The following is a 22,805-nucleotide window of genomic DNA, read 5'->3' on the forward strand; positions in this document are numbered from 1 at the left end:
TAGAAACACGCCATTTTAATGGCGTTGTAGTTCATCTTGCGCAATTTTAAATTATCTACATACACCTTGTAACTTGAAAGGAGTTATTATGAACGATTTTTTCTTAACGTTAATAGAACGTAAAGACCAATTATTCACTGCTACTTACGAACATATGGCTATATCCTTACTTGCCTTGTTCATCGCCTGTGTTATTGCAATTCCACTAGCCATTTGGTTGAGTGACCACCGCAAATATGCGGAGCCCGTATTACAATTTGCTAGTATCTTACAAACGATTCCCTCATTGGCCTTGTTAGGATTGTTAATTCCCTTAGTAGGGATAGGTTCAGTACCTGCACTGATCGCCTTAGTTGTCTATGCGATTTTGCCTATCTTACAAAATACCTATATAGGTTTTGTAGAAATTGACCCGACAATTGAAGAAGCTGCAATCGCTTTTGGGATGCCTAGACGAAGACGTCTGTTTAAGGTGGAACTCCCTATAGCAATGCCGGTGGTCATTTCTGGTATTCGGACCTCGTTAGTATTAACGATCGGAACAGCAACCTTAGCGACTTTAATCGGTGCTGGTGGACTTGGGTCTTTGATTATGTTGGGGATCGACCGAAATGATAGCAATTTAACCCTTATCGGTGCTATCGCATCATCTTTATTAGCGATTATTTTTGGTGCCCTCATTAAATGGTTAGAAAATAAAAAAATGAAAACCATCCTGATTAGCTTGCTTGTTTTATTTGTAGGGATCGGTGGGCCCATCTTGGCGCAACGTTTGACTGGTCAAGTAACGAATGTCACCATCGCCGGTAAATTAGGGTCAGAACCAGAGATTCTAATTAATATGTATAAAGAAATCATTGAAGCAGATAATGACGATGTCAATGTTGATGTAAAAGGTAATTTTGGTAAAACAAGCTTCCTTTTTTCTGCTTTAGACAATAATGAAATCGATATTTATCCAGAATTTTCAGGTACAGTCCTTGAAAGTTTAGTTGACGTAGATGAAGCTACGGATACAAGCGACTTCGACCAAGCAGATACCTATCAATTAGCACGTGACTTACTAAAAGAACAGTATGATATGACTTTTCTAGAACCATTTTCTTTTGAAAATACCTATGCCTTAGCCGTGAAGCGTGACTTTGCAGAGGATAATGATCTAGAAACGATTTCAGATCTAGCGAAAGTTGAAGATGAGATTACAGCTGGATTTACGTTAGAATTTATTGACCGTCAAGATGGCTATGTTGGTATTCAAGAATTATACGGGTTGACCTTCCCGTCAGTGAAAAGTCTTGAACCCGCGCTTAGATACAATGCGATCAATAACAATGAAGTCAATGTGATTGATGCTTATTCAACTGATAGTCAAATTTTAGAGTATGATTTGATTACGCTTGAAGATGATTTAGGACTATTCCCTAATTATCAAGGAGGTCCATTGATGAATGTAGACTTCGCTGAAGACCATCCAGAAATTGTGGCATCCCTAAACAAATTAAGTGGATTAGTAACCGAAGATGAGATGATCCAAATGAACTATGCTGTAAACGTTGAAGGGCAAGAGCCTAGCCAAGTAGCCCATGATTTCCTAGTCGACAAGGGCTTAATAGGGGAGGATGCATAATGGCCACTATAATTGAATTTAAAGATGTAGAGAAAGTATATGAAGACAAACGTGTAATTGCTGACTTGAACCTAACCATCCATGAAGGTGAATTTTTTGTCTTAGTGGGTCCTTCAGGTAGTGGGAAAACGACATCCCTTAAAATGGTGAACGGCTTGACTGAGCCAACAGGTGGAGATGTTTACTTTAAAGGGCAAAAGATTAAAGATCATGATATTGAGAAGATGCGCTGGAATATGGGGTATGTCTTACAGAAGATTGCCCTTTTCCCAACAATGAATGTTAGTGAAAATATTGATGTTATTCCAGAAATGATTGGTTGGCCAAAAGAGAAACGTGTAGCTAGAATTGACGAACTACTCAATTTAGTAGGTTTAGATCCCGAAATTTACCGGAACCGACCAGTTGATGAATTATCTGGTGGGGAGCAACAGCGAATTGGGATTTTACGTGCGATTGCAGCTGAACCGGATATTATTTTAATGGACGAACCTTTTTCAGCCCTAGACCCAATTTCGCGTAACCAGTTACAAGATCTCGTAGTCGATATTCATCAGCGGTTGAAGACAACCATCTTATTTGTCACACATGATATGGATGAAGCCATTAAATTAGCTGACCGAATTGGGATTATGAACCAGGGCCGTTTAATTCAGGTGGATACTGCTCAGGAAATTCTGACAAATCCAGAAAACCAGGTAGTGGCTTCCTTATTTAACCAAGAAAAAGAAGATATCTTTGGCTTAAATATCTTCCGACCAGATATTCAACCACTTTCAGGAGGCCATCCCGATTATCCACAAATTGATATCGCTAGTCATCAAAAGGATTTATACGCCTTACTAGCAACTGATGAGGTGGTTGAGATCACGGAAAATGATACGAGTTTAGGAACGCTAGATAGACAGGCTGTATTTGCTCGGCTAAAAAGTATATAAGGTGTTATGATATAAAGAAAATCAGAAAGGTGTGGTGGCATGTTTAAAACCCCAATTGATGACAAATTATCAATCAAAATATTAGAAGAGCGTGATGTAGAAGCTTTGTACAAGTTGATTGATCATTCGCGTGATTACCTGGGTGAATACTTACCTTGGGTGAAATTCATGAAAGCTACGGAAGATGAATTACCTTTTATTAAAGAGGGGCTACAACAATTTGCCAATAACGATGGTTTTCAATGTGGGATTTGGTTTGAAGGTCAATTAGCTGGTGTGCTCGGTTTGCATTATATTAAACACCTAAACAAGTCAACTTCACTAGGTTACTATTTAGGAGAAGCATTCCAAGGTTCAGGGATTATGACCAAGTCTGTAGCTTTCCTACTTGATTATCTTTTTAATGACTTAGCCTTAAATCGTGTAGAAATTCGAGCAGCGGTAACCAACCATAAAAGCCAAGCGATTCCAAAACGCCTAGGCTTTACTGAAGAAGGGATTCTTAGACAAGATGAACAACTAGATAGTGGGCCATCAGATTCAGTAGTATTTTCTTTACTAAGAGATGAATACTTAGCCCCAAAATAATCATAAACTTAATAATTATAGAAGGACCTGAATAATTCATAGTTTTTCTAAAAATGTCAATTAATGTTGTGATTATAGTACTTGTAGTAAATTGCTTCATCACCCGTTAGGTGATGCAAAAAGAACCCCTTTCTGATATGGTTAATTCACAACAAACAACCAATAGAAAGGGGTCCTCTCATTTTATTTCGGTAATAGTACGGATCTTTCATCGGGATAATTGGCTCCACGCGGCCAAAGGGTTTTAATAACTGTATCACCTATTTTTGTTTTTGTTTTTGTTTTTGTTCTAACTGTTTTTCATAAGGTAAGTGCTGGACTTGACACCCACCACAAATATCAACGACTGTTTTTAATTGGTTTTTAAAACGCGCAACGTTTGCGAATTAACAGGCTAGTAGGTATAATATATATCATAGTAAATAGATATGAATTTATTAAATGAAAGGGATTGATATAGGTGCGTGTTGTAAATAATATAACTGAGTTAATCGGGAATACCCCTATGGTAAAATTAAATCGAATCGTTCCTGAAGATGCAGCGGATGTTTATGTGAAACTTGAGATGTTTAACCCTTCTAAAAGTGTGAAAGATCGTGCGGCATATAATATGATTAAAGTTGCGGAGGAGAAAGGACTTATTCAGCCTGGTGCAGCGATTATTGAACCTACAAGTGGAAATACTGGGATAGGTTTAGCAATGACTGCAGCAGCTAAAGGTTATAAAGCCATTTTAGTTATGCCTAATAATATGACGAAGGAACGTATTAATATCTTAAAAGCCTATGGTGCAGAAGTTGTGTTAACGCCAAGCAAGGAGAAAATGCCGGGTGCAATAAAGAAAGCTAAAGAATTGCATGAAACGATCGAAAATAGCTTTATGCCTCAACAATTTGAAAATATGGCCAACCCTGATGTGCACCGGGTTACAACGGCAAAAGAAATATATCAGCAAATGGATGGAAAGCTAGACGCTTTTGTGGCAACGGCAGGCACAGGAGGAACAATTACAGGTACAGGAGAGACGTTAAAAGAGTTACTACCAGATTTGTTTATCACGGTAGTAGAGCCTAAAGGATCACCGGTTTTATCAGGAGGTAAACCAGGTGAACATAAATTAGTCGGTACGAGCCCTGGTTTTATTCCAGACATACTTAATACGGACATTTATGATGAAATTATGCCAATAGCCGATGAAGAGGCTGTAGCTATATTTAAAAAGATGAGCACTGAAGAAGGTATTTTTATTGGTCCATCAGGTGGAGCGGCTGTTTTTGCAGCGATTGACGTAGCCAAGCGTCTTGGGAAAGGTAAGAAGGTTGTTTGTATTGCACCGGATACTGGTGAACGCTATTTAAGTATGAATTTATTTGACGAATAATATTTTTCCATAAAGGGTATTGAGGAAATTTTTCATCGTCTTAGGCTAAAAGCCCCTTTCACCAACACCAAATATTATACAATCTAAAAAAACCGTCAAATCAATATTAGATTTGACGGTTTTTTATATGGTTATCTTTAAATGATGTGCCGGCTTAGATTTAACACTCTTTTCAAATCTTTAGTCGATAAATTGAGTGTCAATCAGATCTGAGAAGTCTGGTTGTTCTTGTAGGAAATCTAGGTCATATGAAGAATCACCAAATGCTTGTACTTCATCAGCATTAACTTCATAAGTGAAGCCGATATTTTCCCAAGCACCATCAATCACTTCTTTACTTAGTGCTTGACCAGTTTCTTCTTCAATATCTGTAAGTGTGATTTCTTTTGCTTGTTCTGGGTTTTCATTGATAAATGTGATCGCATCTTTATGTGCATCAACAATGTTTTGAATCAATGCTGAATCATTTTCAATCATCTCTCCAGTAGCTACAAGGACAGATGCTGGTAGTGTTTGACCAAATGAAATTTCATCTGCACCAATAATAACCTTTGCGCCTGCTTCTTGTTGTAAAACGGATGCCCATGGCTCAGGTGCAACAGCAACATCAATTTTACCTGATTCAAATAATGCTTGATACTGTGCGGGTTGACCAGTCGTATGTGACATGGATCCACCAATTCTATTTGAAGTAATGCCTAATTCTTTCATGTATGTTTCAAATTGAACGTTATGTGTACAACCAACGGCTGGTGTAATAAAGATTTTTCCTTCAATATCTTGGGCAGTTTCAATCCCACTACCGTTTCTTGCTAAAACGACCGTACCGCCAGTTGACACGCCTGCAATAATTTTCACATCTGTTCCTTTCGTATAGTGGTTCATTGCTGGTCCTGGTCCAACAAATCCTGCTTCAATTTCACCTGTTTTTAAAGCTGTCATAAATGACGAGCCGTCAGGGAATGTCTTATATTCGATAGAAATATTATCTCCTAGATGATCTTGATAGTACCCTTCTGCTTTTGCTACCATTGCTGGAACGTGGTCAATATTCGGGAAGTAACCGATTGTAATGGTTCTTTCGTCTTTCTCGCCTGCAGACGAAGTACCACATGCGGCTAAAAAGCCCGATAAGCCAACAAGTAACATACTAATAAAGATTTTTTTTTTCATTTCATTTTCCTCCTATATTTTAAAGTCCCCAACGTTTTGCCACATTCTTTTCAATACGCTGGAATATGAATTGATCTACAATGGCACCTATAACACCAATAATAATCATGACACAAATAACTAAACTCATGTCTCCAAAATCTGATGCGTAGCGTAATGTGTAACCAAGTCCAGGCCCAGTACTTAGTAATTCTCCAGCCATTAAGGAGCGCCATGCAAACGCCCAAGCCAGTCTCGAGCCAGTGACTACGTGAGGAATAGATGCAGGGAAAATTACCCGGCGAAACAGATCAATCCCACCTGATCCCATTGTTCGTGCCGCTTTAATATAAAGAGGTGGAACATTTTTAATCCCGGTGCGGATGTTTAATGCCATAACAAAGGTTCCGCCTAAAATTACAATAAAGATAACGGCTTTTTCGTTTAGGCCAAACCACATAATGGCTAGTGGTAACCAAACAATACTGGGTACACTTTGTAAAGCTAATAACATTGAACCAATTGTGTCATCGGCTGTTTTTGATTTAGCAATGAGTATGCCGATGCTTGTACCTAATAGAAGTGAAGCACTTAAACCGATCGCTAACCGGCGAAAACTTGCCACTAAGCCATAAATAAGTGTCTTATCTGCTATTCCAGAAATAAATGATTGCCAAACACTTGGTGGTGAAGGAAAAATAATTTCTGACCACCATTCAAGTGCAGAGCCAATACTCCAGAATCCAATTAATATCACAAAAAACAATATTCTTTTAAAAATAGGCTTCATTATAATTCCCCGCTTACAACTTTATCTATTTCTTTTTTGAGGTAATGCATAACATGTTCCTCAATCTCGATCATTTCTTGTTTATGTTCTTCTCGTGGTCGAGGAATATCCACTTTAATGTCTGTTAAAATGACACCGGGTTGTGTTCCCAACACGATAATTCGATCTGACAGTTTAATTGATTCAGTTATGCTATGTGTAACAAATAAGATGGTCTTTTTCGTGTCACGCCAGATGGATTCTAACTGTGTGTGCAAACGAGAGCGAGTCTGTTCGTCCAAGGCACCAAAGGGCTCGTCCATTAGTAACAGTGTCGGATCCATTGCTAGCGCTCTAGCGATGGATACACGTTGCTGCATGCCACCTGAAAGCTCATGTGGATAATGATCAAGATAATTGGTTAACTGAACCATTTTCAAATATTTTTTGGCTTGTGCAACAGCGTCACTTTTTGACATCTCTTTTTTTAATGGGAAAATAACATTCTCTTTAACGGTTAACCAAGGGAATAAAGCCGGTTCCTGAAAAACCATACCTCGATCTTTACCGGGTTGTGTTATTGAATGTCCATCAATAGTTATCGTGCCACTTGTTGCCGTTGTTAATCCAGCTACGATTGAAAGTAGAGTGGATTTACCACAGCCAGATGGACCGAGGATAGAAATGAATTCCCCTTTTTCTACATCTAACTGTATATCGCTCAAAACAGTCGTGGTACTATTATTTTGATCTGTAAATTGTTTATTTAAATCTTTTACTTCTAAAAACATTTTATTCACCTCTTTCTATTACAGAATATTATTCACCAAACTCACACTTGTCATTTCTCCTAATCATCCAACACTCCCCATTTAATTGTCTAATCTCAAACGACTACTATTAGAATTGCTCGCTCTTATAAACAAAAAACGCCTCTCCTATCAGATTATCTCTAACAGAAGGGACGAAAAATCGCGTTACCACCCTAATTTCTATTATCCTTACAAATAATAGCTCATCAGTATCTACTAATACTGTACACGATATCGGGTGTAACCGTCTAAACAGCGTTAACCATTTAAACTGCTCCAAACTCATCTTCACCTAATCTTAAACTACCCCTTCTCACCAAACAGGGCTCTCTTATAATCGTTAAGCATTTAAGTTACTCTTCTCTTCATTGCAGTCATTTATTGATTAATTTGTATACTAATGGTTTTGATTAAAATTGTCAATGTTTTAAATTAAAATATTTTAATCGATTTTCTAGATAAAGTCCGTATAATTGTGTAAAAGTAAAAAGGCCATATAACAGTCCTTTTACGGTACAATGTTTGGCTCTTCGACATTTAATGTGGATAGCTTAATTTAAGCAAGAAACTTAAATTCATTTTATATGGATTTGAGTTTCTTTTTTATTTTATTTTAAATGAGATTTGATAAAAGAAGAACTATCTTTTTTGTCCTTTGAACTGCTGTGTACGTTCCTTAAGAGCCGTGACACCGGCGAGAGCCAAGGTCTCTCTGCCTTGATATCGAGCCAAGGTCTCGATATCATGCTTTTTCACGGCTAAGGACGTACACTTGCAGTTTTTTTCTTTGAACATAGCGAGCGGGATGTATCATGTTTATTTAATTAAGGGAAGCGGGCTTGCCCGGTTTTAAAATGAAACTAATCATCACCCTATTTCTGAAATTGAAAAAATTTCGATATCCATAGGATACACGTTTTATGACTTTGATACGATTATTTTTTCCTTCTAGACTAGCGTTTGATCTAGTCTTGTAATGGAAGGTGTTTGCGATAAACGCTATATTCTTCAATAATGTGTTCAGTGAGGTTTGCATATATTTACTGATATTTTGGTGACGTTCTGCAGTAATAGTCTCATGAAACATTTCGATATTATTTTCTTTAGAAGCCTCTAGTAAAGCTTGATATACCCAGTAATTTTCCGTTAAATCCTCATCTAAAGAAAGTAGATGATCAAGAATATCCATATCACAAACCATTTTCCCTTTAAATAAACGTTGTTTTCTATAATTTATAAAATCAACTTCGTTGAAATCCTTTAGGATAAGCTTCCAAAAACTTTTCAGCTTGCGATACTCTTTTTTATCTTCACCATTATTTCTATTTATATTGAAAGTATTCATTACTTGAACTCTCGTTTTGTTTAAAGAACGTGAAATCAATTGAATGATATGAAAACGATCAATAATTACTTTGGCGTTTGGAAACATTTCTCTAACCAAAGTCATATAAGGCGCATTCATATCAACAACAATGGTTTCAACAGCAGAGCGCTCTTTTAAACTAAATTGGCGGAAGTATTCTCTTAATTTGTATAGTTGTCGAGTGGGCAGTATACCAAGAACTTCATGAGTCTCCTCATTACTAAAAATAAAACTCATTTGATTGTCAGCTTGTTTTGTAGATTTGATCTCATCGAAGCACATGTGTTTCGCTAGTTTTGTGCGATTGCGACGAAAATAGTCATCCATAAAGCGATTAATAATTCGTCTACTAGTATTATCTGAGATACAGTGCCTACGAGCGAGATCCTTGTTTGAAATCGTATCTGCAGCCTCAACTAAAACAGATTGCTTCACTTGTTTAGCGATATGACAATTACGTGCAACCTCACTGGTATGAGCAATGAAGCGCTCATCGCATTCATGACACCAGAAGCGTTGCTTCTTAAGCTCTAGATAGGTTGGTGTATTGGATTGGCGTAACCACGTGATCCTGGACGTCATAAACCCATCTTTAACGATAGAATGGTCATTTACACAACCACATTTAGGGCAAGCCTTGGGCTTGTAGGTTAACGTGCCAGTAAAAACTTTTACATTTATTCCTTTAATATTACGCTCTTGAATCCAATTTTCTTCGTTAAATGTGATGTTAGTATCCTTAATGTTTAGTAAAAGTCTGATATTATCGTTCTGAGACATATGAATTTCCTTTCTAATTTTGGTTTAGACGCTTAAATTTTAGCATAGGAAATATTCATATGTCTTTTTGTGTTTTTATACAAAATAGGTTTGAATGATTTCTCATCCACACCAAAAGTCGGAGACCCCAATGTTTTTAACGACAAAAACATACCCAGGAGGACTTTTACATGACCCAAGTACATTTTACACTGAAAAGCGAAGAGATTCAAAGCATTATTGAATATTCTGTAAAGGATGACGTTTCTAAAAATATTTTAACAACGGTATTTAATCAACTAATGGAAAATCAACGAACAGAATATATTCAAGCAAAAGAATATGAACGAACAGAAAACCGACAAAGTCAACGAAATGGCTATTATGAGCGCAGCTTTACGACACGTGTAGGCACGCTAGAATTAAAAGTACCCAGAACACGTGATGGTCATTTTTTACCCACAGTGTTTGAACGTTATCAACGAAACGAAAAAGCCCTCATGGCTTCAATGTTGGAAATGTATGTATCAGGCGTTTCAACTCGTAAAGTATCAAAAATTGTGGAAGAACTTTGTGGTAAATCCGTCTCTAAGTCCTTCGTTTCTAGCTTAACAGAACAGCTAGAACCTATGGTTAACGAGTGGCAGAATCGTTTATTATCAGAAAAAAATTATCCTTACTTAATGACCGATGTACTCTATATAAAAGTACGAGAAGAAAATCGAGTACTCTCAAAAAGCTGTCATATAGCGATTGGAATAACCAAAGATGGCGACCGTGAAATTATCGGCTTCATGATTCAAAGTGGCGAAAGCGAAGAGACCTGGACAACATTTTTTGAATACCTAAAAGAACGCGGTTTACAAGGTACGGAACTCGTTATTTCTGATGCGCACAAAGGATTAGTCTCTGCCATTAGAAAATCCTTCACCAACGTAAGTTGGCAAAGATGCCAAGTTCACTTCCTAAGAAATATCTTTACCACCATTCCTAAAAAAAATTCAAAATCTTTCAGAGAAGCTGTTAAAGGAATTTTTAAGTTCACAGATATTAACTTAGCGCGTGAGGCTAAAAATCGATTGATTCATGATTATATCGATCAACCAAAATATTCAAAAGCTTGCGCATCATTGGATGATGGATTCGAAGACGCCTTTCAATATACCGTACAAGGAAATTCCCACAATCGACTAAAGAGTACCAATCTAATTGAACGACTGAATCAAGAAGTACGCAGAAGAGAAAAGATTATTCGCATCTTCCCCAATCAAACATCAGCCAATCGCTTAATTGGAGCCGTTCTTATGGACCTGCATGATGAATGGATTTATTCTTCAAGAAAATACATCAATTTTGATAAGTAGAAATGGTAAAAACATTGTATAGCATTTTACACAGGAGTCTGGACTTGACTGGTGAAAATGAATATGAAGGTCTATGAATTACTTGAACAAAGTGGTGTAACAGCTAGAAATCCTTTACCAGCAGATGTAGAGCAACTTGAAATTACCGGCATTAGTGAATCCTCCTTACAAGTAACCAATGGCCATCTATTTGTCGCCATTTCCGGTTATGCCACTGACGGTGAAGCCTATATCGGTAATGCCATTGAACGCGGCGCTAGCTTGATTGTGACGGAATCTGACTTAACCGCTAGGGAGAATGTGCCGTTTATCCAGGTTGACAATGCTAGAGAGCGTTTATCCCTGCTTGTATCAGCTTTTTATCACAATCCTAGTCAAGACAAGTTGGTAATAGGGATTACAGGAACTAACGGCAAAACGACCACCGCTTTATTCTTACAGCATTTACTAAAGAAAGCGGGGTTTGAAGTAGCTTACTTTGGGACCGTCTATAATGAAATCACCTGTCAACGGTATGAAAGCAAATTAACCACGCCAAGTGCGACAGAAATTCAAGCATCCCTGGCCTGGTCAAATGACGATGTAGTGGTTATTGAAACTTCTAGTCAAGGACTCCACCAATATAGAATGGCAGGGATGCAATTTGACTATGCCTTATTTACCAACCTACAACACGACCATTTAGACTACTACAAGACCATGGAAGCTTATTACCAAGCCAAGAAATCCCTATTCAGCTTAATGAAAGCGGACGGGAAGGCCGTCATCAATAGCTATACCATGTGGGGCAACCGCCTAGCCAAAGAACTGGCAGCAAATGGTAAACAAGTCTTAACCGTAGATACTAAGAAAGGTGCGACAAGTTATGTCTTAGATAAAACAACCGACACAGCAGTTGTTGCCTTCAATGGACAAGGCGGACAAATTGAAGAAATCGAAGCGCCCTTATCAGGTGTTTATAACCAAGAAAACCTGATTTTAGCCACAACCGTCATGGTTGACCTAGGATTAGACGCTGGCAATACCAACGAGGCAATCGCAGACTTTGCGGGAATTGCAGGCCGTTTGGAATACTATCCACTAGCAGACGGCAATGAAATGGTCGTCGATTATGCCCACACGCCGGATGCCATTGAAGCCCTATTAACAACCCTAAACGCCCAGTACCCAAACCACGAGATTATTCATATCTTTGGATTTAGAGGGCAGCGGGACACTAAAAAATTCCCGCAAATGGTGTCCGCCTCGCAAACTGGGGCCGACCTAACCATACTAACCACTGACGACTTAAATGGTGTCCCCAAACAAGTCATGGCCGAAAAGTATCTTGAATACGTGACCCAATATGGGTTAGACTCTATGGCTATGGCACTAGACCGGGTTGAAGCAGTTGAGTTAGCCTTAGAAATGTCCCCAAATCCGGTATTTTTAGTCCTTACCGGTAAAGGCCACGAAGCCTACTCCGAGGTAAACAAATATGGCGTGCAATCTGACCAGCAAGTCGCCCACATGTTTCGCTACCGTCAAGTCAGCTATTCAATGTGAAATATAGGATATCAATAAGACCAACAAAAAAGCAACTTGTATTTATATATATACATGTTGCTATTTTTTTTGATCTAAATAGGACTTTAATATGCTAAGTCGCATGACTTATAGAACTCAATATAGCGAATTTTCTATAAGAATATCGCCTTATATCATAACAAATACCCCGTTTAACAGCGATAAATAGAGGTATATGATTAATGCACATGTGATGATATGTAAATAAGCGCACACTGTTATATCGGAAAATAACCAGATATTGATAGCAATAGGCTATCAAGGATAATGGTAATCTAGTATCTCGATTGAATTGCAATGATGATTGGTTTTTCCTATAATAAGTGAATGATAAAAAATCATTTGGAGGCAATATTATGAAGAAAATTTTCCGTGCATTGGGATTGGCACTAGTGGTATTAGTTTTAGCTGCTTGTGGCCAAAGTGAAGAAACGACTAAAGTAAAACTAGGTGTCGTTGGCGATAAAAACGACCAATGGGAATACCTACAAGAAGAATTGTTAGAAAAAGAAAATATTGAAATTGAATTGGTGAAATTTACCGACTACCGTCAACCAATCGTATCATTAGATGATGGGTCGATTGATATGCATTCAGCCCTAACAGAAATCTATATGGATTCAATCAATGAAGAAGGTGGCTATTCTAATACCACATTAGGTTATACCACTTTAAATCCAATGGGTGTCTTCTCTGAAAAAATTGATTCATTAGACGAATTAGCAGACGGCGCTTTAGTCGCTATTCCAGACGACGTATCAAACGGATCACGTGCCTTACTGTTACTGCAAACAGCAGGCTTGATTGAATTAGACGAATCAAAAGGGTTATTAGCAACAACAAGTGACATTACTTCAAATCCAAAAGACTTGCAATTTGAAGAAATGGCAGCCAACCAAACAGCTCGTGCCTTAGCTGACGTTGATATCTCATTAATCAACAACGACATGGCAACCGACGCAGGTTACGTGCCAACACAAGACTCCATTTACCTTGAGCCAGTCGCAGAATCATCAAAACCATACTACAACGTCATTGCAGTACGTGAAGACGAAACAGACAATGAAGTATATAAGACAATCCTTGAATACTATCAAACAGACGAAGTCGCAGCAATCATCGACGAAATGTCAGCAGGATCATCAATCCCAGTATGGGACGGTGCACCAACTGCAGAATAGTCTAGGGGTTTTCAACTACGAGGATTAAAGTAAAACAATATATTTCCATTTTTAAACGTCTCCTAAAATTATTAGGGGACGTTTTTTGCTCTTTCTTTGAGTTTCCAAATAGGGAAGAAAAAAAGGCAAAATACATTGGCAGTATTAAAATGTAAGTGAGATACAAACATTGTTTATTGAAGGTTTAAACCTTTTAAAAATGGACGCAAACTACATAGGGATTATGCATTATAAATGATTTTTGGACATTTTTAGGACGTCAGAAATACTAGTTTTTTGTTTTTTTATTCCATCTTATAAAGACGAAAATTTTGGAAGGCCGGTATATTAGCGTTCTTAAATTAATTTATTAAAAATTAATTAGAAAAAAGTGGCCAAATTTTAAATAAATAAACTTATATTATATAAAAAGAACGATTATCAGAATATATGAACTATTTTTCAATACAAATATACACTAAAGGTAATATTACCATCTCATTCATTTCTACAATACTGTCAAATATGTTAGAATGATAAGGATTGAAGGGTGCCACTCACTCTCATTAAATTGCCATAATTCAGAAAATGGCGATTTGTATTTTTTGGCAAAATGTTTCTATAATAGGCTTATACGAAACAACTCGTTACTTGCATGCAAACGACTTATTCGTATCGCCTCGAATAGACCGTTTGCTTCATCGCTGAACAAATTATCGGACATAGGAAGGGCAAAATTATGTTAAAAATTTATAATACATTAACCAATCAGAAGGAAGAGTTTAAACCACTAGTGCCAGGAAGTATTTCAATGTATGTATGTGGTCCTACTGTTTATAACTACATTCATATTGGGAATGCCCGGTCTACTGTTGCTTTTGATACAGTACGTCGTTACTTTGAATACCGCGGTTTTGATGTGAAATATGTCTCTAACTTTACGGATGTGGATGATAAGATTATTAACCGCGCTAATGAAGAAGGGTTAACGCCTGAACAAATTGCGGATAAGTATATTGAAGCATTCTATGAAGATACCGATGCTTTAAATGTGAAACGTGCTACTAAAAATCCACGTGTTGTGGAGAATATGGATGATATCATTCAGTTTGTGGCTGATTTAGTTGATAAAGACTTTGCATATGTAGTGGACGGTGATGTGTACTATAGAACGCGTAAATTTGAGAAATACGGTCAGTTATCTGATCAAAATATTGATGATTTACGGGCGGGGGCATCTGAACGTTTAGAGGCAGACAGCCAATCGAAGAAAGAAGATGTTGTAGACTTTGCCTTATGGAAGTCAGCTAAACCTGGTGAAATTTCTTGGACTTCTCCTTGGGGTGAAGGTCGCCCTGGTTGGCATATTGAATGTTCTGTGATGGCAACGAAACTGTTAGGCGATACTTTAGATATCCATGCAGGTGGTCATGACTTAACGTTCCCTCACCATGAGAATGAGATTGCGCAATCCGAAGCACATACAGGTCATACCTTTGCCAATTACTGGATGCATAATGGCTTTGTAACAATGGGTGATGACGATGAAAAGATGTCTAAATCTTTAGGTAATTTTGTCTTAGCGCACGATTTGATGAAACAAGTTGACCCGCAAGTTGTCCGCTTCTTCTTAGCATCAGCACATTACCGGTCGCCTTTAAGATTCAATGAAGAAAATATTCAAGATGCAACCAACAACTTAAACAACTTGAAAACTGCTTATGCGAACTTAAATTACCGTTTTGAAGATGCTAAAGCGCAATTAGATAACGATGCGGAAGTATTGGCACAAATCAAAGCTTTAGAGAATGAATTTATTGAAGCAATGGATGATGATGTTAATACACCTAATGGTTTAACTGTTGTGTACCGTTTGATGCGTGATATGAATGTATATACAAACCAAAAAGAAGTGTCAATTCCAGTTCTTGAAGCTTTCAAAGAGTCGTTTACAGCCTTATTAACGATTTTTGGGGTCACTTTATCAGATGAACAAGAGTTGTTGGCGGATGATATTCAAGCCTTAATCGATGAACGTAATCAAGCTCGTGCTGACAAAAACTTTGCCCGTGCGGATGAAATTCGTGATCAATTAAAAGCTGAAGGCATTATCCTTGATGATACTGCCCAAGGTACGCGTTGGAAACGTGCGCAATCCTAGTTGCAGTCTATATTAATGAAAATCAATACAGAAATGAGTCGACTAAATGTCAGAGAATAAGTCTTTAACGAAAAATGAAATAAAACAACTAAGTGGCCTAACCTTGGCTTATTTAGGCGATGCTTCTTGGGAGGTAGTAGTCCGCGACCATTTGGTTCAAAGTGGTTTAACGAAACCCAAAGATCTACATAAAGCAGCGACTGAATTTGTGTCTGCAAAAGGGCAAGCGCTATTAGTTGAAGCGATGCAAGCTGAGGAAGGGTTCCTTACTGAAGATGAAATGACAATCTTTAAACGAGGGCGTAACGCTAAAAGTCACTCAAGCGCTAAAAACGCAGATATTCATACGTATAGAATTGCAACCGGATTTGAAGCTTTGATGGGTTTTGCCTATTTAAATGATCAAAACCGTTTTAAGGAAATTGCAGCTTTCTGTATTCAATACATTCTACATGCACAAAAAGAGGAGCAAGAAAATGGCTAGAGACAATCAAAGACAACAAAACAGAGATAGAAGACCCCGCAGTACAAATAACGAAGAAGAACTGGATCAATCTCCTGATTTCGTCTATGGTTTCCATGCCGCTATGGAAGTATTAGAAGGCGACCATGATGTGAATAAAGTCTTCCTACAAACTGGCTTAAACGAGAAGAACGCCCAAGCTATTTTAAAAGCAGCCAACAAGCGAAATATCTTGGTATCTAATGTACCAAAGGAAAAATTAGATACCCTTTCTGATGGCGGCAATCACCAGGGTGTTGTCATGGCTATTGCAGCATACAAATACGCTGAACTAGAGGATATCTTCAAAAAAGCTGAAGAAGCCAATGAAGACCCAATTATCATGGTCCTAGATGGTATTGAAGATCCACATAACTTAGGTTCTATTTTAAGAACAGCTGATGCTTCAGGGGTTCATGGTGTCATTATTCAAAACCGTCGTGCTGTTGGGTTAACGCAAGTTGTTGCTAAAACTTCTACAGGTGCTATTGAACATGTGCCAGTTGTTCGTGTAACCAATATTTCTAAAACCATTGATCTATTAAAAGAACGTGGTGTATGGGTATTTGGTACCGATATGAAGGGTCAATCAATGTGGCAAATGGATGCGGCGCTCCCAATTGCTGTTGTGATTGGTAATGAAGGTAAAGGCGTATCACCAGGTGTGAAGAAACATCTTGATGGTATGATTACCATTCCGATGCGTGGTCACGTTCAAAGTTTAAATGCTAGTGTAGCAGCAGGATTATTAATGTATCAAATTTATCAAAGTCGTATGGGTAATAGCTAATCAGTGAATTGATTTTATAGTAAGTTGATGAAGAAAGGAGGGAAGACATGGTACTAAGAAAAGAACGGTTAATCGTTGATGGCTACAATATGATTGGCTCCTGGCCTTTACTTGTAAAGTTGAAAAATCGAGATGAAATTGAGGCTGCAAGAGACTTGTTATTAGCAACCCTTTCTAACTATGTAGGTTATCATGATATTGAAACGTGGGTGATTTTTGATGCCATGTTTGTCCCAGGCATTTCTAAATCCTATGATCAATTTAACTTACATGTCGTCTTTACCAGTGAAGGACAAACCGCTGATTCATATATCGAAGAGATGATAGTTGATTTGGTAAGCCCTTTACATAATGTAACGGTTGCGACAAGTGATTTAGCTGAACAGCGAATTGTTTTCCAAAAAGGTGCTTTAAGGCAATCAGCACAAGAGTTATATAGAGATGTGCAAAAAACCAACGCGGAAATTGCACATGGTGGTAATGATTATGAATACAACAAATATCAAAGATCCATACCATGGTCAGTCCATCAGCTAGATAAATTAAATGACTTTTATAGAGATTTAATTGACAAGAAAAGTGAATAGTAGGATTTTGATGTGTTTGGTCTGTTGGATTGAGCCTGGGTGGTCTATTTGGAGAGGACAAATCTATGGCAAAGCAGAAACAAAGTAAAGACCAGTCACAGGTATTGGATTTAGTGTTGCAGGGGAAAAATGAACTTACTGAGGAAATATTTGATGCATTATACCAAGAAGTTTTACCTACCTTATATGCTAACCGTTGGCGCATCCCTAAGTATATTTTGGAAAATGATGATTACTATCAAGAAGCTAGAATTAGTCTAGTACAAGCTGTTCAAACATATCGCATCAATAGTAAGGCAGCCTTTACAACTTACTTTGCGAATGTATTCAAAAATAGGTTGCTCGATATTCGCCGGATGCACATGACGGATAAACGGATTGCTAATTTCAAAGTGGAACGTTCGCTAGATTTATTTGCAAGTGAAGGTGAAGAAAACAATATAGAAAACCGCTTGAGAACCAAAGAGTTTCCACCTGAATATGTATATCTCTTCAATGAGACAATTAATAGATATGAAAAAAGTTTGTCTGATATGGAAAGAACGGCATATGGTTATTTCAAGAAAGGTTTTTCTTACGAAGAGATGGAAAAACTCACGGGCTTTACCAGAAAACAGGTTCATTCATTAATTGCTAAGTGTAAACGAAAGTATCGCAAAATATTATCAGAATATTTTGATGATAGGGACTAAAATGAAATTATGCCATGCACGGGTTGAAACTGTGCATGGTTTTTCTTTGTTCATTTATGGATTAATTTTTATTTAAAGTCGCCCCTTGAGAAAACCGTGTAATTCATTACATGGATGAATCAAGTTCTAGGGCGACCGTCATTGTATTCCGTTAATTGATTTTCTATATATTCTTTAACAGTTTCTTTAGACATATTACCTACTGTTGCCATGAAATAACTAGGTGTCCATAAATGGCCACCCCATAACATTGCTTTTGTTTCTGGATATGCTTTGAACCATAGACGTGCAGATTTCCCTTTAAGTGTTTTGACGATACTACTTGCGGCATGTTTAGGGTTGAACGAAATCAACATATGGATATGGTCAGGCATTACTTGGAGCGATTGGATGACAATATTGTGTTCATCACAAATATGCGTCAATATATCTTGCATGGCGTTTTGTTTTTCAATGGTTGTAAATATTTCTTTACGATACTTTGTTACCCAAACCAAATGGAAATTAAAATCATAGACATTTGTCCTTGTTTTCACTATCATATGTAAACACCTCTTTAAATACATTATAGCAATTTTTATCGGTATAAACAAGTGTCATAGGTATGGTATAATATATCTATAAATGCAAGGGGGGTGAAAACATGTATCAAGGAATTGAGTGTAAAATCTATCCTAACGAAAAACAGCGTCAGTTAATTCATATGACCTTTGGTCATACCCGATTCATTTGGAACGAAATGTTGGCCATGTTGAATGCGCGGTATGAAAACAATCCTGACCTTCAAATGCTATCTTATAATGCGTTATCCTCTCTTATTCCACAAATGAAGAAGGAATATCCCTGGTTGCGTGAAGTTGATAGCGTAGCTGTTCAATGTAGTGTTAAACGCTTATCCGAAACTTTTGTTCGTTTTTTTAAAGGTTATTCAAAATACCCAAAATTCAAATCAAGGAAGAACACCAGACAGTCGTATTTAAGTACCATACGTGGCAACAACATTCGTTTAAATGACAATCAGCGGTATATCAAATTACCCAAATTAGGTTGGATAAAATGTAAGTCAAGTGTGCTTCATATTGAGAATGAACGCATAAAATCTGTCACCGTAAAATATACACCTAGTGGCGACTACTATATCTCCCTTTTGGTCACAAGCGATAATCAAGCAATGCCCAAAACAGGAAATGTAGTCGGTGTCGATTTAGGTGTAAGTGATTTAGCTATTACGTCTGATGGTCAAAAATATCAAAGTCAGCGACTACATTTGTCTTATAAGAAGCAATTACATTATTGGGAAAAGCGAATGGCCCGTAGACGTTTACAAGCCAAAAAGAACGGTGTAGCTTTAGCGGATGCGAAAAACTACCAGCAAGCCAAACGCCAAGTGGCCCGTATTCATCAACGTATCAAAAACATCCGCAAGGATTACATTCATAAAATCACAACCGATATGGTTAAAAGTTATGACGTTATCGTTCTAGAGGATTTAAAGACGACTAATATGATGAAAAATCATCAATTAGCCCGTTCAATCGCTAGCCAATCCTGGCGGATGTTTAGAACAATCCTAGAGGCAAAGTGCGAAATGTACGATAAGACATTTGTGGCTATTAATCCGTACAAGACGTCCCAAAAATGTTCTAATTGCGGGTATGATAGCGGTAAAAAAGCGTTAAATATACGTCATTGGACTTGTATGAAGTGTAATATGCATCACGATAGAGATATCAACGCAGCTAAAAATATATTAAATATTGGCCTGGAACAGGCCTTAGTTAAATAGCTTAGACCGCTGTTTTGCTTTGAAATAAGTGGAACAAGTCATGAGTGTTCCTAGAAACACGCCATTTTAATGGCGTTGTAGTTCATGGGGTAGCTTACATTTAAATATTGGAAAAGTGAGCAAAGTAGTTTATGATATTTTTGGAAGTTGGTGAATTTTTGAGAGTTTTGCCAGTTCTCCGTTTATATTGGCGGTTTGCACGGACGCTTGTAAATACATTTTAGGAGATTGCGTATGGAAATATTAGGTATTATTGGTGTGTTTATCGGTATTTTACTGATTATTTGGTTTTCTGTTAAAGGGTTGCATATTATTATTGCGGCACCTTTATCTGCTTTGGTTGTCATTCTCGCTAACCAGATGGATATTTTTGGGTCTTTGGTTGGTCAAGAGAATTCGTTTATGACAGCTTTGGCTGGGTTCTTGATTAATAACTTTGCGATTTTCTTATTGGGTGCTATTTTGGCACAATATATGGAAAAGAGTAATGCGACAGTGTCTATTGCCAACTTCATCTTGGGTAAGGTGGGGATGGGGTCTAAATATATGATTATGGTAGCGATTATGGCTATTGCAGCATTGTTAACTTATGGTGGGATTTCTTTATTTGTGGTTATGTTTGCGCTAGTACCGTTAGCCAAGCGAATCTTTAAACAAATGGATATCAACTGGGAATTATTCCCTATACCTTTTTTTTTAGGTGCTGGGACCTTTACTATGTCTAGTTTGCCAGGAAATCCTTCGGTTCAAAATGCGATTCCAACTACAGCTTTGGGGACATCGTTAACGGCGGCACCTATTCTAGGGTTAATCGGGTCTGCAGTTCTTTTAGCTTTTGGCTTGCTGTATATGAAATGGTGCTTGGACCGGTCTGTGAAGAACGGCGAACATTTTGATACCTATTTAGAAGGTAAGGTGGATCTTAAAGGGGTAGCTGGTGATGTGGATGAATCGAAATTGCCATCTATTTGGCTTTCATTAGCGCCGATTGTTACCTTGATTGCCATTATCTTGATTTTTTCTAGTGTGGCAAACATTATTTTAGTGGCTTTAGCTGCAGCGATTATCTTATCAGCTATTCTATACCACAGCTACATTCCATCACAGAATATGACCTTGAATGCGGGGGCGACAGGGGCAATTATGCCAGCCTTCTCAACTTCATCTTCTGTAGCCTTTGGTTCAGTATTAACCTTGGCACCTGGTTTTGCGGTCATCCAACAAGCGATTACCTCTATTCCTGGTAGTCCAGTGATTGGATTGGCTGCATCGTCTGCCTTACTAAGTGGGATTACAGGTTCTGCTTCTGGGGCGATTGGGATTATGATGAATACCCTAGCGCCAGATTATATTGCTATGGGGATTGATCCAGAGTTGGTCCACCGAATTACAGTGATTGCGGCGGCAACATTAACGGCGATGCCACACTCAGGGGTCGTGATTACCTTTAATAATCTGACTGGATTATCCATTAAACATGGCTATATACACCAGTTCATTATTACAAACGTGGCGCACTTGTTGGCTTTGATTGCTGTACTTATCGCTTCAGCATTTTTATATTAAATACATTCTATAGATTTTAAAAGAGGAGTTAGCTGATGATAGTGCAACTCCTCTTGCTATTTGTGGTATAATTAGGGGCGCAGGAAATATTTATTGACATTGACCATCGGGGTAAGTACCATGTACAATGAATCAGAAATCAAGGAGATTGTGAATTATGGCAACGAAAAAAGTATCACTTGCTTGTTCAGTATGTGGCTCAAGAAATTACACGACAAATAGTAATGCCAATAACCGTACTGAGCGTTTAGAAGTGAAGAAATTCTGTAGACACTGTAATCAACATACAATACATAAGGAAACCAAATAGTCGGTATTGACTAATAGATGGTAGAGGGCGAGGGAAGTAGATGCAATTTTTAAAAGATGTATGGCATGAAATGCGATTGACTACATGGCCAAGTGGTGGCGAGTTGGTGCGCTACACTGGTATCGTATTATCGACTATTATCATGGTTGCCATTTTCCTAGGGATTATTGATACCTTAGCACAATGGGCTTTTGCATGGTTTATTAACTTATAATTGTAACTTGTTATGGCGCGCGCATGGGCGGTGTGTTATAATGGGCACGAATAAAGCGAAGAGAAAACCTTTCATGTGGGGAAGGTTTTTTAATTTGCCTTGAAGTTGATCGATGTTGAATGTATTGAAAGAAGGAGCATATCGATGGTAGAAGAAATCGAAATTGGTAAAGAGTGGTATGTAATCCATACATACGCTGGCTATGAAAATAAAGTGAAACAAAACTTGGAAATGCGTATTACTTCAATGGATATGGAAGATTATATTTACCGTGTAATCGTGCCTGAAGAAGAGCATGTAGAGAAAACGAAATCAGGTAAAGAGAATATTGTTAAGATTAAAAACTTTCCAGGTTATGTATTAGTTGAGATGATCATGTCAGATGAAGCGTGGTTCGTTGTACGTAATACACCAGGTGTTACAGGGTTCTTAGGTTCTCACGGGCAAGGTTCAAAACCGACACCATTATTACCTGATGAAGTACGTAATATCTTATCAAGCCTTGGTGAAGGTGGCCGTAACCGTGATATCTCATTCGATATCGATGAAGTGGTTAAGGTTATCGACGGTGCCTTTGATGGTATGGAAGGTCGCGTACAAGAGATTGATGCAGAACATGGAAAATTGAAACTGACTGTTGAAATGTTTGGACGTGAAACATTAGCAGAAGTAGACTACGACCAAGTAGATAAATTCTAATTTGCGATATTTTTCA

Annotated in this window: 22 protein-coding genes and 1 other annotated feature; of the genes, 17 read left to right on the top strand and 5 right to left on the bottom strand. The window is 37.8% G+C overall.

The window, feature by feature from the left end; translation table 11 throughout:
- Positions 1-88: 88 nt before the first annotated feature.
- From AWM76_RS01015 to cysK, 4 genes are all read left to right on the top strand, one after another.
- Positions 89-1,627 carry an ABC transporter permease/substrate-binding protein gene (locus AWM76_RS01015; protein WP_039934929.1) on the top strand — a complete coding sequence of 513 codons (1,539 nt, stop codon included), beginning with the start codon at positions 89-91 and terminating at the stop codon, positions 1,625-1,627.
- Complete coding sequence (locus AWM76_RS01020; RefSeq protein ID WP_003141522.1) at positions 1,627-2,565, top strand: ABC transporter ATP-binding protein; 939 nt, start codon at positions 1,627-1,629, stop codon at positions 2,563-2,565. Before AWM76_RS01015 ends, AWM76_RS01020 begins: the two co-directional genes overlap by 1 nt.
- Positions 2,566-2,604: 39 nt before the next feature.
- Complete coding sequence (locus AWM76_RS01025) at positions 2,605-3,153, top strand: GNAT family N-acetyltransferase (RefSeq protein WP_003141520.1); 549 nt, start codon at positions 2,605-2,607, stop codon at positions 3,151-3,153.
- Positions 3,154-3,613: 460 nt separating this feature from the next.
- Positions 3,614-4,534 carry a cysteine synthase A gene (gene cysK, locus AWM76_RS01030; RefSeq protein ID WP_039934926.1) on the top strand — a complete coding sequence of 307 codons (921 nt, stop codon included), beginning with the start codon at positions 3,614-3,616 and terminating at the stop codon, positions 4,532-4,534.
- 180 nt (positions 4,535-4,714) lie between these two features.
- Here the strand turns inward: cysK and AWM76_RS01035 are convergent, their stop codons facing one another.
- The 4 genes from AWM76_RS01035 to AWM76_RS01050 form a co-directional block, all read right to left on the bottom strand.
- A complete protein-coding gene (locus tag AWM76_RS01035) occupies positions 4,715-5,707 on the bottom strand; it encodes an aliphatic sulfonate ABC transporter substrate-binding protein (protein ID WP_003141957.1) in 993 nt (330 codons plus the stop codon).
- Between the two features lie 19 nt (positions 5,708-5,726).
- Positions 5,727-6,476 carry an ABC transporter permease gene (locus AWM76_RS01040; protein ID WP_003141956.1) on the bottom strand — a complete coding sequence of 250 codons (750 nt, stop codon included), beginning with the start codon at positions 6,474-6,476 and terminating at the stop codon, positions 5,727-5,729.
- Positions 6,476-7,246 carry an ABC transporter ATP-binding protein gene (locus AWM76_RS01045; protein WP_003141954.1) on the bottom strand — a complete coding sequence of 257 codons (771 nt, stop codon included), beginning with the start codon at positions 7,244-7,246 and terminating at the stop codon, positions 6,476-6,478. The genes AWM76_RS01040 and AWM76_RS01045 overlap by 1 nt, the downstream gene beginning before the upstream one ends.
- A 166-nt stretch (positions 7,247-7,412) precedes the next feature.
- Positions 7,413-7,645 (bottom strand) — a binding site (T-box leader).
- Between the two features lie 442 nt (positions 7,646-8,087).
- On the bottom strand, positions 8,088-9,413 hold the full coding sequence (locus AWM76_RS01050) for an ISL3 family transposase (protein WP_060779308.1): 1,326 nt from the start codon (positions 9,411-9,413) through the stop codon (positions 8,088-8,090).
- Between the two features lie 170 nt (positions 9,414-9,583).
- On the opposite strand from AWM76_RS01050, the gene AWM76_RS01055 reads away from it, so the two are divergent.
- The 8 genes from AWM76_RS01055 to AWM76_RS01090 all read left to right on the top strand — a co-directional run bounded on the left by AWM76_RS01055 (position 9,584) and on the right by AWM76_RS01090 (position 18,214).
- Complete coding sequence (locus AWM76_RS01055) at positions 9,584-10,756, top strand: IS256 family transposase (protein WP_003143749.1); 1,173 nt, start codon at positions 9,584-9,586, stop codon at positions 10,754-10,756.
- A gap of 57 nt (positions 10,757-10,813) precedes the next feature.
- Positions 10,814-12,301: a Mur ligase family protein gene (locus AWM76_RS01060; RefSeq protein ID WP_003141000.1), complete on the top strand. Its 1,488-nt coding sequence runs from the start codon at positions 10,814-10,816 to the stop codon at positions 12,299-12,301.
- 377 nt (positions 12,302-12,678) lie between these two features.
- Positions 12,679-13,503 carry a MetQ/NlpA family ABC transporter substrate-binding protein gene (locus AWM76_RS01065; protein ID WP_039934622.1) on the top strand — a complete coding sequence of 275 codons (825 nt, stop codon included), beginning with the start codon at positions 12,679-12,681 and terminating at the stop codon, positions 13,501-13,503.
- 718 nt (positions 13,504-14,221) lie between these two features.
- Positions 14,222-15,643, top strand: a complete 1,422-nt coding sequence (cysS, locus tag AWM76_RS01070; protein WP_003140998.1) for a cysteine--tRNA ligase — start codon at positions 14,222-14,224, stop codon at positions 15,641-15,643.
- Positions 15,644-15,689: 46 nt separating this feature from the next.
- Positions 15,690-16,127: a Mini-ribonuclease 3 gene (locus AWM76_RS01075; protein WP_003140996.1), complete on the top strand. Its 438-nt coding sequence runs from the start codon at positions 15,690-15,692 to the stop codon at positions 16,125-16,127.
- Positions 16,120-16,935, top strand: a complete 816-nt coding sequence (gene rlmB, locus AWM76_RS01080; RefSeq protein ID WP_003140994.1) for a 23S rRNA (guanosine(2251)-2'-O)-methyltransferase RlmB — start codon at positions 16,120-16,122, stop codon at positions 16,933-16,935. The genes AWM76_RS01075 and rlmB overlap by 8 nt, the downstream gene beginning before the upstream one ends.
- Before the next feature lie 47 nt (positions 16,936-16,982).
- Positions 16,983-17,522 (top strand): NYN domain-containing protein, encoded by a 540-nt coding sequence (locus AWM76_RS01085; RefSeq protein WP_003140992.1) that lies wholly within the window; start codon positions 16,983-16,985, stop codon positions 17,520-17,522.
- Between the two features lie 65 nt (positions 17,523-17,587).
- Positions 17,588-18,214, top strand: a complete 627-nt coding sequence (locus AWM76_RS01090; protein ID WP_016897297.1) for a sigma-70 family RNA polymerase sigma factor — start codon at positions 17,588-17,590, stop codon at positions 18,212-18,214.
- Positions 18,215-18,333: 119 nt separating this feature from the next.
- On the opposite strand, the gene tnpA is transcribed toward AWM76_RS01090, so the two are convergent.
- On the bottom strand, positions 18,334-18,756 hold the full coding sequence (gene tnpA / locus AWM76_RS01095) for an IS200/IS605 family transposase (protein WP_060779309.1): 423 nt from the start codon (positions 18,754-18,756) through the stop codon (positions 18,334-18,336).
- Positions 18,757-18,857: 101 nt separating this feature from the next.
- Between tnpA and AWM76_RS01100 the strand changes: the two genes are divergently transcribed.
- From AWM76_RS01100 to nusG, 5 genes are all read left to right on the top strand, one after another.
- Positions 18,858-20,000 carry an RNA-guided endonuclease TnpB family protein gene (locus AWM76_RS01100; RefSeq protein ID WP_060779310.1) on the top strand — a complete coding sequence of 381 codons (1,143 nt, stop codon included), beginning with the start codon at positions 18,858-18,860 and terminating at the stop codon, positions 19,998-20,000.
- Positions 20,001-20,234: 234 nt separating this feature from the next.
- A complete protein-coding gene (locus AWM76_RS01105; protein WP_003142585.1) occupies positions 20,235-21,566 on the top strand; it encodes a GntP family permease in 1,332 nt (443 codons plus the stop codon).
- 157 nt (positions 21,567-21,723) lie between these two features.
- Positions 21,724-21,876 (top strand): 50S ribosomal protein L33, encoded by a 153-nt coding sequence (rpmG, locus tag AWM76_RS10305; RefSeq protein ID WP_003142586.1) that lies wholly within the window; start codon positions 21,724-21,726, stop codon positions 21,874-21,876.
- Positions 21,877-21,916: 40 nt separating this feature from the next.
- Positions 21,917-22,090 carry a preprotein translocase subunit SecE gene (secE, locus tag AWM76_RS01110; RefSeq protein WP_003142588.1) on the top strand — a complete coding sequence of 58 codons (174 nt, stop codon included), beginning with the start codon at positions 21,917-21,919 and terminating at the stop codon, positions 22,088-22,090.
- Positions 22,091-22,234: 144 nt separating this feature from the next.
- A complete protein-coding gene (gene nusG, locus AWM76_RS01115) occupies positions 22,235-22,789 on the top strand; it encodes a transcription termination/antitermination protein NusG (RefSeq protein ID WP_003142589.1) in 555 nt (184 codons plus the stop codon).
- The last annotated feature ends 16 nt before the right edge of the window (positions 22,790-22,805 follow it).

Source organism: Aerococcus viridans (assembly GCF_001543285.1).
Lineage (GTDB): Bacteria > Bacillota > Bacilli > Lactobacillales > Aerococcaceae > Aerococcus > Aerococcus viridans.

What these genes read in the sequence shown, in the direction of transcription:
- AWM76_RS01015 (WP_039934929.1), top strand. Translation starts at nt 89, where the DNA reads ATGAACGATTTTTTCTTAACGTTAATAGAACGTAAAGACCAATTATTC.
- AWM76_RS01020 (WP_003141522.1), top strand. Translation starts at nt 1,627, where the DNA reads ATGGCCACTATAATTGAATTTAAAGATGTAGAGAAAGTATATGAAGAC.
- AWM76_RS01025 (WP_003141520.1), top strand. Translation starts at nt 2,605, where the DNA reads ATGTTTAAAACCCCAATTGATGACAAATTATCAATCAAAATATTAGAA.
- AWM76_RS01035 (WP_003141957.1), bottom strand. Translation starts at nt 5,707, where the DNA reads ATGAAAAAAAAAATCTTTATTAGTATGTTACTTGTTGGCTTATCGGGC.
- AWM76_RS01040 (WP_003141956.1), bottom strand. Translation starts at nt 6,476, where the DNA reads ATGAAGCCTATTTTTAAAAGAATATTGTTTTTTGTGATATTAATTGGA.
- AWM76_RS01045 (WP_003141954.1), bottom strand. Translation starts at nt 7,246, where the DNA reads ATGTTTTTAGAAGTAAAAGATTTAAATAAACAATTTACAGATCAAAAT.
- AWM76_RS01050 (WP_060779308.1), bottom strand. Translation starts at nt 9,413, where the DNA reads ATGTCTCAGAACGATAATATCAGACTTTTACTAAACATTAAGGATACT.
- AWM76_RS01055 (WP_003143749.1), top strand. Translation starts at nt 9,584, where the DNA reads ATGACCCAAGTACATTTTACACTGAAAAGCGAAGAGATTCAAAGCATT.
- AWM76_RS01060 (WP_003141000.1), top strand. Translation starts at nt 10,814, where the DNA reads ATGAATATGAAGGTCTATGAATTACTTGAACAAAGTGGTGTAACAGCT.
- AWM76_RS01065 (WP_039934622.1), top strand. Translation starts at nt 12,679, where the DNA reads ATGAAGAAAATTTTCCGTGCATTGGGATTGGCACTAGTGGTATTAGTT.
- cysS (WP_003140998.1), top strand. Translation starts at nt 14,222, where the DNA reads ATGTTAAAAATTTATAATACATTAACCAATCAGAAGGAAGAGTTTAAA.
- AWM76_RS01075 (WP_003140996.1), top strand. Translation starts at nt 15,690, where the DNA reads ATGTCAGAGAATAAGTCTTTAACGAAAAATGAAATAAAACAACTAAGT.
- rlmB (WP_003140994.1), top strand. Translation starts at nt 16,120, where the DNA reads ATGGCTAGAGACAATCAAAGACAACAAAACAGAGATAGAAGACCCCGC.
- AWM76_RS01085 (WP_003140992.1), top strand. Translation starts at nt 16,983, where the DNA reads ATGGTACTAAGAAAAGAACGGTTAATCGTTGATGGCTACAATATGATT.
- AWM76_RS01090 (WP_016897297.1), top strand. Translation starts at nt 17,588, where the DNA reads ATGGCAAAGCAGAAACAAAGTAAAGACCAGTCACAGGTATTGGATTTA.
- tnpA (WP_060779309.1), bottom strand. Translation starts at nt 18,756, where the DNA reads ATGATAGTGAAAACAAGGACAAATGTCTATGATTTTAATTTCCATTTG.
- AWM76_RS01100 (WP_060779310.1), top strand. Translation starts at nt 18,858, where the DNA reads ATGTATCAAGGAATTGAGTGTAAAATCTATCCTAACGAAAAACAGCGT.
- AWM76_RS01105 (WP_003142585.1), top strand. Translation starts at nt 20,235, where the DNA reads ATGGAAATATTAGGTATTATTGGTGTGTTTATCGGTATTTTACTGATT.
- rpmG (WP_003142586.1), top strand. Translation starts at nt 21,724, where the DNA reads ATGGCAACGAAAAAAGTATCACTTGCTTGTTCAGTATGTGGCTCAAGA.
- secE (WP_003142588.1), top strand. Translation starts at nt 21,917, where the DNA reads ATGCAATTTTTAAAAGATGTATGGCATGAAATGCGATTGACTACATGG.
- nusG (WP_003142589.1), top strand. Translation starts at nt 22,235, where the DNA reads ATGGTAGAAGAAATCGAAATTGGTAAAGAGTGGTATGTAATCCATACA.